Genomic DNA, 13163 nt, shown 5'->3' with positions numbered 1-13163 from the left:
AAAAAGGGGAGTCATTATGCAAAAACAGAATATAACGTTAGCTATATTATTAATGAATTTATTCATTGCCTTTTTAGGGATTGGACTTGTTATTCCGGTAACACCTACAATCATGAATGAATTGAATATATCTGGATCGGTTGTCGGCTATATGGTTGCATCTTTCGCTATTACACAGTTAATGGTATCACCAATTGCAGGTCGTTGGGTTGACCAATTCGGACGGAAAAGAATGATCGTTATTGGTTTATTCATTTTTAGTATTTCAGAGTTTTTATTTGGTATCGGAAAAAATGTTGAGGTACTCTTTATTTCACGAGTTCTTGGTGGTGTGAGTGCAGCATTTATTATGCCAGCTGTAACAGCATTTATTGCGGATATTACTACAATCAAAACTCGATCAAAAGCTCTAGGCTATATGTCAGCATCTATTTCAACAGGTTTCATTATCGGACCTGGTATTGGAGGTTTTTTAGCAGATATTAGTACTCGCTTACCATTTTTCTTTGCGGCAGCTTGTGGGTTACTTGCAGCCGTTTTATCTATCATCACGCTTCGTGAGCCAGAGCGAAATCCTGAAAATAAAGAAGTGGAAGGGCAGAAAACAGGGTTTAAACGAATTTTTGCACCGATGTATTTCATAGCCTTTATGATTATTTTAATTTCATCGTTTGGCTTAGCTTCATTTGAATCGTTATTCGCTTTATTTGTCGATCATAAGTTCGGGTTCACTCCAAAAGACATTGCCATCATAATTACAGGTGGTGCCATTGTGGGAGCGATGGTACAAGTTGCATTATTCGATCGCTTAACGAAAAGTGTCGGCGAAATCCGCTTAATTCGTTATAGCTTGATTTTCTCGACGATTCTTGTGTTTCTACTAACAATGGCAAAATCATACTTTTTGATTTTACTTATCACAGTTTTAGTATTCGTTGGATTCGACTTAATGAGACCAGCAGTGACCACGTATTTATCTAAAATTGCAAGCGATGAACAAGGATTCGTTGGAGGAATGAACTCGATGTTCACAAGTATCGGTAACGTATTTGGTCCAATTATTGGCGGGATATTATTCGATATCGACCTAAATTACCCATTCTATTTTGCAACAGTCGTCTTAGCGATCGGTATTGGGTTAACACTTGCTTGGAAAAAACCAGCTCATATTAAAGTCAGCACACACTAAATAATCTCATGCGTATTCTTTGTTCCCTGCAAAGAATACGCTTATCTATTATACTTTAGTGTAAGGAAGTGCAAGAAATGAAGGAAACACTTTATTCAATTGATGAGGTATCAAAACTAGCGAATGTCTCGATAAAATCAACTTATTAACCTGCATATGTCGATCCAGATACATACTATCGCTATTATAAAGATTCGCAGCTATACCATCTGGATTTAATTAAATTACAAAATATATTGGAACACCTTTAGAAGGAATGAAAAAACGCAGAAATTAAGGACAGTTGATTTTTTGGATATCATTGCTTACACCAAATATAGAGGTTACAACAATTCCAAATGGGGGTCACCATATCAAAAAAAGAAAATTGTACGTTTAGACACAATTTAGCTGATTACCTGTACGTTAAGATGTTACTGAAAACGGATATAGACGGGACTTGTTTGGATTTTTAGGTTAATTATATTTAGACGTGATTTAAATGATTTCTTGCATACTAGGAAACTAATTTTGGGGATTATTAATACTTACAGACGTAAATATAAATCTCAACTTGTCATTTATTAATATTTGATTTAAAATTTTTAATAAGGAAGGTGCTTTAAAATGCTTTATATAAAATTTGTAAAACTCATTAGAAAACTTTGCTCCGCACAAATGTATACGATGAAGCGTTGTACGGAGCTTAATCAAGAAGCATAATGCTTCTTATATTCATCGGCTGAATAGTCAAAAAAAGTGTAGTTTTTACTATACTTATTTAGTTATGACTATTTGCTGATGGAAGGATAGATTAAGGGGCCATAGACGATGCTTTGTCTATGGCCTTTTGTGTTTGTTGCAACACCAATGAGTTTTACAACAAATTGGTGTTGTATATACCGTGCTGAAAAGTACGATACATCACAAAGCAGAGGGCTAGTGTCAAAAGACACTACTCTCTGCTTTTTTATTTTTTTAGAAAAGAGGAATCATTATGAGCTTACTTAAAGTTGAAAATTTATCACATTCTTTTATAGATAAAACCTTATATGAAAATGCTTTTATTGATTTGCATAAGGGCGAACATTTGGGGATAGTTGGGCAAAACGGTGCTGGAAAAAGTACCTTAATAAAAATATTTATGGGAGAGATTATTCCAGATGAAGGGAAAATCAAATGGCAATCCAATATTCAAATCGGACATTTAGATCAAGATGCTGAAATCGATGGAAATAATTCGATTTGGGAATATCTCAAAACTGCGTTTGTAGATTTGTTTGAAATTGAGAAGAAAATGAACAAACTATACCAAGATAGCTTTATTACTGGTGATACTAATCAATTACTACAAGCTGCAACATATCAAGAACAACTGGAAGCTAATGATTTCTATTCCGTAGATAGTAACATTAATAAAATTGCTGCCGGTTTGGGTATCGATGCAATTGGAATAGATCGTAAGATTCAAGAGCTAAGTGGTGGACAACGTGCCAAGGTCATTTTAGCGAAGCTTTTACTGGAAAAACCCAATGTACTGTTGTTAGATGAGCCTACAAACTTCCTTGATAAAGAACATGTGGAATGGCTTGCAAATTATTTAGAAGCGTTTGATGGTGCTTTTATTGTCGTTTCCCATGACTTTGATTTTTTAGAAAAGGTATCTTCTTGTATATGTGACATAGAGTTTGGAACTATCAAGAAGTACTATGGCAAGTATTCAGATTTTCTTCGCCAAAAAGAGCATTTACGACAGGACTATATTCGCCGATATAATGCTCAGCAAAGAAAGATTGAAAAAACGGAAGAATACATCCGAAAAAATATTGCGGGGAATAACTCTAAAATAGCAAAAGGACGTAGAAAACAACTGGAAAGGATAGAAAGAATCGCTCCACCTACATTCACTCATAAGCCATCCATTCAGTTTGATGAAGTGCCAATTTCATCACATACAATACTCACAGTCAAAGACCTTGAAGTTGGCTATGAATCAGCACTTTTACCAAAATTAAATTTTTCAGTTATGGGTGGACAAAAACTGATTATTACAGGGTTTAACGGGATTGGAAAATCGACTTTATTAAAAACTTTAGTTGGGCGTATTTCGGCCATTTCAGGTTATTTTCGATTTTCAGACCAGATAAAAATGCGATATTATGAGCAAGATTTAAACTGGGACAACGGAGCAATGACACCCCTCCAGATTATCTCGGAACAGTTCCCTAAACTGAATGTGAAGGAGATACGGCAGCATCTAGCTCGATGTGGCGTAAAAGATAAGAACGTTTCACAAGAAATTAGCACATTAAGTGGTGGAGAACAATCAAAAGTGAAATTATGTGGTTTGATACTGTCTCCTTGTAATTTTCTCATTTTAGATGAGCCTACAAATCATCTGGATGCGGAAGCGAAAGAAGCTTTACGGAATGCTTTAATCCAGTTTAAAGGAAGTGTGTTACTCGTTTCTCACGAAGAGAATTTTTACCGTGATTGGGGAGATAACATTTTTAACATAGAAAATGGCGTGATCTAAATTCTATAAAAAAACTTACGATAAAACAAAAGGTGTTAAAGAAATTGATACTATATAGTTAATTCATATGTGTGAGAACTCTCACTCACACATATGATTACATCTTAAATTATTTTTAATAAATGAATGACACCAACGATTATCATTCATATGTTTGTCTCTAAATTCACCATCGGTTTACGAATAATAAAGTTGTATAAAAAACAATAAAGTCGTTGAAAAGATAAAATAATGGAGGAAGAAAATGAAGATAATAGAGCTACCAATTGAATTTGAATTTAATGGACAAAAAAATTACATTTATCCTAGCTTAGTTATATTGAATAATGAACTAACTTTGGTCGATACAGGGTATACAAGTTTCTTACCTTTAATTGAAAATGAAATTTTAAAAAATGGATATGAAGTGAAGAGTTTAAAAAATATTATTATTACTCACTATGATGATGATCATATAGGTTCCCTATATGATTTCAAAGAAAAGTATCCTTGGATTAACATTATAGCTAGTGAAAGTGAATCAAAATACATTAGTGGCGAAATGAAGTCACAGAGATTGGTTCAAGCCGAAGAAATGCTAGAGAATATGCCAAATAAAGAAATCCAATTTGGTAAATGGTTTATACAGCAATTAAAGAATTTGAAGCATGTTTCAATTGATGAAAAGGTACATGATGGCGATATGATTTTAGATAACAAATGTAGAGTAATAGCAACACCAGGTCACACTTCTGGGCATATTTCATTATATTTTCCAAGTTTAAAAAGCGTAATTACAGGTGATGCAGCTGTTAATGAGGGTCATGAATTGATCATTGCTAATCCACACTTTTGTTTAAATGTTGAGAAAGCGCAACAGTCTTTAAGAAAGGTTAAAAAACTTAAAGCAGAAATTTACTTTTGTTATCATGGTGGGAAGTTTACTTTATAATTGCTGTTGGTTTGAAATATAGTTTAACCGTTTTAAAATTATCAAGACCAAAATTTAAGAAAATCAAATAAACTAAAGGGTTCCACATATTAGTCATGACTAATATGTGGAACCCTTTATGTTTAACTATCGAACTCGTTAGTTGAATAATATTCCGTTACTTATGATACTGTTGGTTTGGAATAAAGTTTGATTAAAAATCACTCTAAACTCTTGATTTCACTGCATATAAAGAGCCATCGTTTTGAACAAAGATTGATCAAAACGATGGTTTTCTTCTACTTTTAGGGACTGCTTTTTATAAAAAAGTTCGATCAAAATTAAATATAAATGTTGATATAACAGTATTTTATTGATTTTGATATGCTTAAAACGGTTAAACTTTCTTCAAAACGGTGCAACTTTTTTCAAAACAGTTCAACTTTGTTTTAATCCGACAGATACAGTTCTGCCTGAAACTCCCATAGCTAAAGCAATGGGGTTCTTGAACGACTAGCTTGTTTCTTCTATACTCTCCCCCATTTTAATCCATCAAATAGGGTACAACATATAGACACTACAAAGCGTTTGCTCAAGACTTCCGCAGCCAAACACCTCAGCGGTGCTTATCGACTGCTGGGCTCGTTTCTAACCCAATATTTCTTTAAATTACAAAACTGATTATTTTGTTTGTTTAATGTTATTCCTATTATATCAGATTTACAGAAAAAAGAACATATGTTTCTATATTAATCTTCAGATACTTGAAGTACCGCTAACAATTAGACTTTTTAGCGGCACTCCGTATCTGACCACACTTTCATCCCACGTCTAAAGACAGGCTATGCCCGGTGTGGGCTTTCTCGTTCGGGAAATTTGTAATGGGGGAGACAGTCACTTTTCCGATTTCGTCCTACTACTGCTTCTCCCCGACCAACCCATAGAAAAACAATTCCATCAATTGATCCATACTCCTCGTTATGCTTTTTTGATTCGACGATTTCCAATACCGATTCAGCTCATTTTTGTACATCGTGAAGTACAGCATAATTATTTCTTCTGTTTGATCTCTATGAATGTAACCCAATTGCTTTCCAATCGCGACAAACTTCATGAAAAATTGCATGATTTTCTGCTCGGTATAACCCTTATTCTGACGATTCTGAACTCGATAGAAAAGGAAAAAATAGTGTTACAGCTTTTGTATCCTTTTTTTTTGATAAAAGCTTTATGCTCAATGAAGAGGTGTGGGGCTTTTATGAAAGAATTTGTTTTGTACAAAAGAGGAATGGGACAATGCTTTTAAATATGAATTATCGGAATATAAAGGAGCAAAAGGTTCTGTTCAGTTTCCTTTAGAAAAAAAGCTACCTTATGAATTAATAAGCGAGATCGTAAAATATAGGGTTGCTGAGAATATAAAGAAAGCAGAAAGCAAAATGAAAAAGAAGAAATAATCTCATTACAATTCCAGTTAATGATCATTTCCTAAGCAACTGCTTTTTAGTTCAAAAAAATTTTATAAAATGAAACAAGTTCCTGGAAAAAATATATAATTGATCTATTAGAATGAATAGGAGGATTATAGTGAGCTTGGATGTAATAAACCGAGCTCGTTATTCTCAATTTGAAGTCAAACGGAGGATTCTAATAGATGAAATCTGAAAGTATATCAAAACATTTTCAAACATTATCTCAGCAAAGATCTCAATTCACGCATGAAATTCAATTTCTAACACAAGAAAAACTATGGTATCGGAAAGATGCTGGAAAATGGTCTATTGGAGAGCATTTATATCACTTATATTTAATAACAAGAATGCTTAAAGTCGCGACTAAATTTTCTTTTGTACTTATTCCATATGCCAAAATGAAAAGAAAAAAACCATTTTCAACTGAAATACATGACATTTATGCTGAATTTAAAGAAAGAAAAGGAAGAGGGATGAAAGCCCCATCGATTTTAATACCACCTAAAAAAATACGCTATTCTATGGACATGAAAGAATTAGAACAATTGTTGCTGAACGAGACAAATGAATTAAAAGCATTAGTTAAAAATATTGAAGAAGATATTGCGGGACACATTGTGTTTTTTGATCCAATAGCTAAGTATCCTAACCTAATTCAGGCAATTCAGCTACTGGCTATACACGAGAAGCACCATTTTACAATTATTGAAAATACCTATAAAACGGTGCTTGAATCTAGTTTGAAAATATAGTTAACCTTTTGAATCAACTGCTTACCTTTATTATTCAATATATCGTAGACGACAACCTTATTTAAGTCCCTTGAGATTGGACACTTAAAAAAGTGAACTTCACAAGGGGCTTTTTTATTTTACATTTCAGCGTAAAAAATTCCATAAATAATATTTTATTCTACGTTAAAAAATAAAAAGAAAAAGGAATCCAGAAAAAGGAGAGGTAGGGAATATGAGAGGATATGTTCTTTCGATTTGGAGATTAATCGACCCCATTTACTATTTTTTCACACACCTTACATTACTTCCATGTGAAGGAACTAAGGCAGGACACACATGCCTATAGCTCCAAAATTGAATAAAAAAAATGATATCTTCTTATACTATGATCGATACTAATTATTAGGAGGAATAATGAATGACTGAACAAAATAAATCCATTGATCAAGGACGAAATAGTATGAAACGCGGGGTTGAAGCAGTAGGGGATGCAGCAAAAAATGCAATTGATACGATTGAAGATGCTGGAAAAGCAGCTGTTGACAGGATCTCGGACACCATTAAAGATGTTACTGCTAGATAATTGGTTTTAATTTACCTTTAAAAAAAGTGAAGAAAGCAATGAATAAGGATGAAAGGATCGTTAAGTAGCGGTCCTTTTTATTATGAATTAGGCACAACTTTAACTTAGATTGAAAATACGTATAAAACACCTAGTAGTTATTTAAAATACAACAATTATTTATTGTTTTACGATAAATAATTGTTGACTAGAGATGTATTTCGGATTATTATATTGATAGTAAGTTTAAGATGTGTTTTATGAAACATAAATAATAAATTTACATTATTCTCGGGTAAAGGGGAGTATTTTTATGAAGAATAAATATCTATTAGCATCAACACCAATATTTTTAGGGGTTATTTGTCTTATTATTACTAGCATGACAGAATCAACTGTTGCACCAGACGGTATGTTGAATGAACCTTACTTCTTTTTAATACCTGTAAGTTATATATTGTTCTTTATTGGTATTATTTCATTTTTGTTTATGTCAATGATTTCTATGTTCAAAAAGAAAAACATAGCTAAATAATCAAGTCAAAGACCAGTTCATTACAGGGGACCTGGTCTTTAATTTTAGATTAGCAAAACATTATGGGGAATTATTAAAGCTGTATTGCTAAGGGATAGCACTTGCTACCCAGGTGCTTCTTTTTTACTTTGGCAGGTCAAATAAAAAATGATTGTAGCTAATTTACGCACATATTCAAATACACTTTTAATAAAAGGAATTAATACCAACCGTCTTACACAATAAAGCATGATACTCATTAAGTCTAAATATAATGAATTGGTATATAGGTTTTGTTTAACGAATATTTCTCCAAACAAAACTCAGAAATAATTCTATTATGGCAGACATTTTTGAATCTAGATGATGGGTGGTAATGAAATGGATGAAATTAGTCTAGATCCTTATGTACATGTTCGTACAGTGAAAAATCTTGAATACGAACCAAATGGAAAAAAAATAAGCTTTATTTCTGATTATACGGGATTACCACAGGTATGGGATTATTATCGTGAAAATAGGATGGTTGCCCAATCTTCTTTTTCAAAGGAAGGAATCACCTTCATAAAATTTGTAACTGGTACATCGGATCGGATTATCGGAATGGATGTTTCTGGAAACGAAAGGGAACAATTATTCTTATTAAAGAATGAGGGAGAGCTGATCGCCCTGACAAACTCCCCAGAACATGTTCATTTATATGGAGGAAGCTCTCCAGATGGAAAATGGATTGCTTGGTCCAGTAATCGGAGAAATCAAGCATTCTTTGATATTTATATTCAGAATCTTGAGACCCTTGAAGTTCGCCTTGTTTATGCCCAAAATGGGAGGTTTTCTGTTGTGAAATGGTTTCCAAATGGGAATTCATTATTGGTTAGAAAAACAAACTCTCCCCTTGATCATGATTTAGGTGTGTTATCACTTTTAACTGGCTGCATAAACTGGATAACAGAGCATACAGGAGAAGCAAGTTTTATAAATATCCATTTTAATAAAGAAGGAAATCATATTTATCTATTAACAAATAAAGACCGTGAATTTTTTGGGCTAGCATGTATTCATTTACCCACTAAAGAATTCACTTGGATAGCGAGGGGAAAGTGGGATTTTGAAGGCCTAGCCATGAATAATGAAAAAAATAAGTTAGCATTCACCATCAATGAGGGAGGAATATCAAAAGGGATTATACTAAACTTAGATACAGGTACTCTTTATACATGGGAAACACCCATGGGAGTGATTACTAATCTCAAATTTTCACCTACAAATCAAAAACTCCTCTATATATTGAACGGGCCGGCACACCCATCTGATATATGGGAGCTTGACCTTGAATCCCTTAAGACAAAACGTCTTACATATTTTTCACACAACCCCATTCTTGAAGGAAAATTAATTGAGCCTTCTTTAATATTCTATCGTTCTTTTGACAACCTTCTCATCCCAGCCTTTTACTATAAGCCAAAACATACAGCTGAGAAAATGCCTGTTGTCATATTTATTCATGGTGGTCCTGAAACTCAAAGTCGCCCCGTTTACAACTCTCTTTTACAATATTTTCTATACCGTGGCTATGCAGTAGTAACTCCAAATATTCGCGGCAGTACAGGTTACGGAAAAACGTATACTCATTTAGATGATGTTCGTAAACGGACGGATGCTGTGAAAGATCTTATTTCATTAGTGGAATGGCTAAAAGGAGATAAGAATGTTGATGTTGGAAAGATAGCAGTTATGGGAGGAAGCTATGGGGGATTCATGGTTCTTTCCGCCATCAGTCACTATCCAAACTTATGGGCGGCTGCCGTCGATATCGTAGGAATTTCAAGCCTGCGAACATTCTTAAAAACAACAAGTCCTTGGCGGAAGAAGTTTAGAGAGTATGAGTATGGAACGATTGAAAAGGATGGTGATTTTTTTGACCAAATCGATCCATTGAACCATGCAGATAAAATCACCTCTCCTCTTATGGTAATCCATGGAGTTAATGACCCGCGTGTCCCAATTGAAGAATCAGAGCAGATCGTGAATAAACTTAAGGAACGAAATCATCCTGTTACATTTATTCGTTTCGAAGAGGAAGGTCATTCGTTAGTAAAACAAAAAAGTAAAAAATATGCATATTCTAAGATTGCCGACTTTCTTGAAAAATACATTGGAAAAAATCAGTTTCTTTAATGTTGATGAATGTTTTTTAAAATTAATTGATTAACAGCGTGATATAGGGCATTAGATCATGCTGTTTTTATATTTGATGTAAAAAGTTAAAAACATGATTCCACGTTTTGGCGGAAGAACTCTTAGTTTTAAGTAAATCACTAACGATTTTGTACAAATGAAACACTTTTTAATAGGTATGTATATTACTCTTGGTAGATACAAATAATGTTTCGTATGATAATTTATTCTAATTATAGGAATTAATGGATCGAATTCCACTGTGAAGTAACATATATTTGCTTTTGGTAAATCATACGCGGGTTTTTTTACCAGTGAAAAAGGAAAGAAAAAATAGGGGATGAGTATGCAAAGAATAATAAACATAAAAAAGATATTTCAATTCCTAAAAATAATTTTTCCACTCATTTTATTAATTCTGGCAGTCATTGAAATAAAAAAATTCACAGGGGGACATAAATGTAGAGTTGCTCCGGCGTGAAGTAAGCCAAATTCATTTTGTAAAGCTGGCCATCGTTCTATTGATTACGATGGCAGCAATATTGCCAATGTTTTTTTATGATTTGGTAATTGTTAAAAAATTGGGGATAACTGTACCGACAAAAAAACTGATCAAGCAGTCTTTAATTATAAACTCCTTTTCAAATCTAATTGGGTTTGCCGGTTTAATCGGAGTGATGCTTAGAACTTACTTCTATCAAACACATGAAATGGACAAGCGCAGACTGCTTAAGACAATTGCTCACGTTTCATTATTCTATCTAACAGGCATTTCCTTTGCTTTCATTAGTTATACTTGCAGGCTACAGAGATTTCCCTCTTTTATTAAGCAAAAAATGGATTTATTTAGCCGTGATAGGAGTGGGGCTGTATCTTCCGGTCCTATTAATCATTTCTTTCATTAAAAACAATAAAGGTTCAGACACATCCATAAATTTACGAACTAAGTTCCAACTTATTTTGATTTCTTTCATGGAATGGGCAGCTATCCTCCTAGCTATCTGGATATTGGCCATGGTGATAAAAATTCCTCTTCACTTTAACGAAATCTTTCCTATTTTTATTGTTGCGTCATGTGCCGGAATTGTAAGTATGATCCCTGGAGGCCTTGGATCATTTGACCTCGTTTTTATTTGGGGATCACAACACTTTGGGATACAGGATGAAAAGATCCTTTTCTTGCTGATTTTATATCGGATTGGCTATTTATTCATTCCATTTTTATTTGGATTTGTATTATTTGTAAAGGAATTCTGGGAAAAATGGAATAAATCATGGGATAATCTGCCGAATGTGCTTCTACAGAATGCAAGTCATGTGCTATTAACAATATTAGTATTTTTTTCAGGGCTAATCTTACTTCTTTCGGCATCTGTGCCAGGAATCGTGAAAAGGTTGAAATTTGTCGAAGATCTTTTATCATTCCCCATTATTAGCTTATCCCACCAGCTTACTGTTGCGGCTGGATTTCTCCTGCTTGGTCTATCAAGAGGAATTGAATATAAAGTAAAACGGGCTTATCATCTGACCATCGCGGTTTTATTCTTTGCTGCTATATTTTCACTTTTTAAAGGATTTGACTATGAGGAAGCACTCGTAATGCTGGTTGTAGCCTTACTCCTTCGAATGTCCAAATCACGATTTTATAGGGAAAGTTATGTTTTGACATGGAGCAAAACCATTTTTGACGTAATAATGATCATACTCATTACTTCTATGTATGTGATCATCGGATACATAAATTTACCTACAGCAAAAGTCAATATCCCGACAAAGTTAATCCCTTATGTTATTACTGATTATCGTGATTTATTTTACAGTGCTTTTATTGGACTTAACATTGCCTTATTCGTGCTTGTCATTGGAAATGTCATTAAAAAGCCACGGAATAGGTTTATGGAAAGATCTAATAGCCAGGAAGAAAAAATACGCGAACACATTAAAAAATATAATGGAAATGTTCTAACCCATTTAATTTTCCTGCATGATAAATTTATTTTCTGGAATAGCAAGAACAACGTCCTGTTTTCCTTTCAAAAATACGCGGACAAGCTCGTAATTCTTGGAGATCCTATTGGAGAGAAAGCCGATTTTCCTTATGCAATTGAAGAGTTTCAACAAATTTCAGATCTTCATGGGTATACGCCCGTATTTTATGAAGTTAGCAATAAAATGCTTCCTAATCTTCATGAAAGTGGTTTTGCCCTTTTTAAACTTGGCGAAGAGGCATTTGTTGATTTAGAGAAATTCTCCCTTTCAGGTAAAAAAATGAAAGGGGCAAGAACTGTTAAAAATAAGTTTGAACGAGAGAATTATATTTTTGAAATTATTATACCGCCTTTTAGTAATGAGTTACTGAATGAACTAAAAGAAGTATCGGATGATTGGCTTCAAGGTAGAAGGGAAAAAGGATATTCATTAGGTTTTTTTGATGAAAATTATCTGAACAAGGCTGAAATTGCTATTTTGAAAGAAAAAGGGACAAAGATCATCGCCTTTACAAGCCTGATGCCAGTTTATGATAATAACGAAACGATTTCTGTGGATTTAATGCGCTTTATACAAGATTCTCCTTCAGGAACGATGGATTTTATCTTTCTATCTTTATTTGAATGGGCAAAAGAAGAAAGATATAAAAACTTTAATATAGGAATGGCACCACTTTCTAACGTAGGGCATTCCAAATTTGCGTTTTTGAGCGAAAAATTTGCCGCACAAATCTATCTGCACGGCCATGTTTTCTATCATTTTCAAGGCTTGAGAAAATTCAAAGAAAAATATGCAGATTCATGGGAATCAAAGTATTTGGCTTATCGTAGAAAATCTTCACTTCCTTTTACCATGGCACAAGTGACACTTTTAATAGGGAAAAAAAGAAAATAATTACACTTACTCAAAACGAATTGTTTTATCTGGAACATTTCTTTTATTAGTATTCTGTTGAAAATGTTAGAGTAGTGTGGTTTCTTGGAAATTCTAGAGTTATTCTGGGTTAGTTAACAATTTTCAGATTCGGGGGCAACACTTCTAATAGCGTTATATGGTTTACGACATATGCAAAAAGGGCTTTCTAAAATATTAGGAAAGCC

General features: G+C 33.5%; 10 protein-coding genes and 1 pseudogene. 10 read left to right on the top strand and 1 reads right to left on the bottom strand.

From position 1 onward, the window contains the following. Positions 1–16 precede the first annotated feature (16 nt). From norA to KHA94_RS04605, 4 genes and pseudogenes are all read left to right on the top strand, one after another. Positions 17–1189: a multidrug efflux MFS transporter NorA gene (norA, locus tag KHA94_RS04620; RefSeq protein WP_213100928.1), complete on the top strand. Its 1173-nt coding sequence runs from the start codon at positions 17–19 to the stop codon at positions 1187–1189. 77 nt (positions 1190–1266) lie between these two features. Continuing rightward, positions 1267–1463, top strand: a pseudogene (locus KHA94_RS04615) (MerR family transcriptional regulator); the annotation flags it as partial. Positions 1464–2165: 702 nt separating this feature from the next. Beyond that, the gene (locus tag KHA94_RS04610; RefSeq protein WP_213100927.1) at positions 2166–3704 is read left to right on the top strand and encodes an ABC-F family ATP-binding cassette domain-containing protein; all 1539 of its coding nucleotides are present in this window, start codon (positions 2166–2168) and stop codon (positions 3702–3704) included. A gap of 244 nt (positions 3705–3948) precedes the next feature. Beyond that, positions 3949–4635 (top strand): MBL fold metallo-hydrolase, encoded by a 687-nt coding sequence (locus KHA94_RS04605; RefSeq protein WP_213100926.1) that lies wholly within the window; start codon positions 3949–3951, stop codon positions 4633–4635. An 895-nt stretch (positions 4636–5530) separates the two neighbouring features. On the opposite strand, the gene KHA94_RS04600 is transcribed toward KHA94_RS04605, so the two are convergent. Then, the gene (locus tag KHA94_RS04600) at positions 5531–5740 is read right to left on the bottom strand and encodes a hypothetical protein (protein ID WP_213100925.1); all 210 of its coding nucleotides are present in this window, start codon (positions 5738–5740) and stop codon (positions 5531–5533) included. 528 nt (positions 5741–6268) lie between these two features. On the opposite strand from KHA94_RS04600, the gene KHA94_RS04595 reads away from it, so the two are divergent. The 6 genes from KHA94_RS04595 to mprF all read left to right on the top strand — a co-directional run bounded on the left by KHA94_RS04595 (position 6269) and on the right by mprF (position 12957). Then, on the top strand, positions 6269–6838 hold the full coding sequence (locus KHA94_RS04595) for a DinB family protein (RefSeq protein WP_213100924.1): 570 nt from the start codon (positions 6269–6271) through the stop codon (positions 6836–6838). 400 nt (positions 6839–7238) lie between these two features. Further along, positions 7239–7403 (top strand): hypothetical protein, encoded by a 165-nt coding sequence (locus KHA94_RS04590; RefSeq protein ID WP_213100923.1) that lies wholly within the window; start codon positions 7239–7241, stop codon positions 7401–7403. A 292-nt stretch (positions 7404–7695) separates the two neighbouring features. Further along, complete coding sequence (locus KHA94_RS04585; RefSeq protein WP_213100922.1) at positions 7696–7917, top strand: DUF3955 domain-containing protein; 222 nt, start codon at positions 7696–7698, stop codon at positions 7915–7917. Between the two features lie 360 nt (positions 7918–8277). After that, positions 8278–10074: a S9 family peptidase gene (locus KHA94_RS04580; RefSeq protein WP_213100921.1), complete on the top strand. Its 1797-nt coding sequence runs from the start codon at positions 8278–8280 to the stop codon at positions 10072–10074. 467 nt (positions 10075–10541) lie between these two features. Beyond that, positions 10542–10979 carry a hypothetical protein gene (locus KHA94_RS26455; protein WP_338030711.1) on the top strand — a complete coding sequence of 146 codons (438 nt, stop codon included), beginning with the start codon at positions 10542–10544 and terminating at the stop codon, positions 10977–10979. Then, positions 10867–12957 carry a bifunctional lysylphosphatidylglycerol flippase/synthetase MprF gene (gene mprF / locus KHA94_RS04575; protein WP_338030702.1) on the top strand — a complete coding sequence of 697 codons (2091 nt, stop codon included), beginning with the start codon at positions 10867–10869 and terminating at the stop codon, positions 12955–12957. Before KHA94_RS26455 ends, mprF begins: the two co-directional genes overlap by 113 nt. Positions 12958–13163: the final 206 nt, after the last annotated feature.

This window comes from Cytobacillus citreus, from assembly GCF_018343665.1.
GTDB classification, from domain to species: domain Bacteria; phylum Bacillota; class Bacilli; order Bacillales; family Cytobacillaceae; genus Cytobacillus; species Cytobacillus citreus.
The sequence above is the reverse complement of the archived record's forward strand: the minus strand, read 5'-3'. Positions and strand labels throughout refer to the sequence as shown.

Excerpts from the sequence above, each read along its gene's own strand:
- KHA94_RS04590 (WP_213100923.1), top strand. The coding sequence starts at position 7,239 with ATGACTGAACAAAATAAATCCATTGATCAAGGACGAAATAGTATGAAA.
- KHA94_RS04600 (WP_213100925.1), bottom strand. The coding sequence starts at position 5,740 with ATGCAATTTTTCATGAAGTTTGTCGCGATTGGAAAGCAATTGGGTTAC.
- KHA94_RS04605 (WP_213100926.1), top strand. The coding sequence starts at position 3,949 with ATGAAGATAATAGAGCTACCAATTGAATTTGAATTTAATGGACAAAAA.
- KHA94_RS04595 (WP_213100924.1), top strand. The coding sequence starts at position 6,269 with ATGAAATCTGAAAGTATATCAAAACATTTTCAAACATTATCTCAGCAA.
- KHA94_RS04610 (WP_213100927.1), top strand. The coding sequence starts at position 2,166 with ATGAGCTTACTTAAAGTTGAAAATTTATCACATTCTTTTATAGATAAA.
- KHA94_RS04580 (WP_213100921.1), top strand. The coding sequence starts at position 8,278 with ATGGATGAAATTAGTCTAGATCCTTATGTACATGTTCGTACAGTGAAA.
- norA (WP_213100928.1), top strand. The coding sequence starts at position 17 with ATGCAAAAACAGAATATAACGTTAGCTATATTATTAATGAATTTATTC.
- KHA94_RS04585 (WP_213100922.1), top strand. The coding sequence starts at position 7,696 with ATGAAGAATAAATATCTATTAGCATCAACACCAATATTTTTAGGGGTT.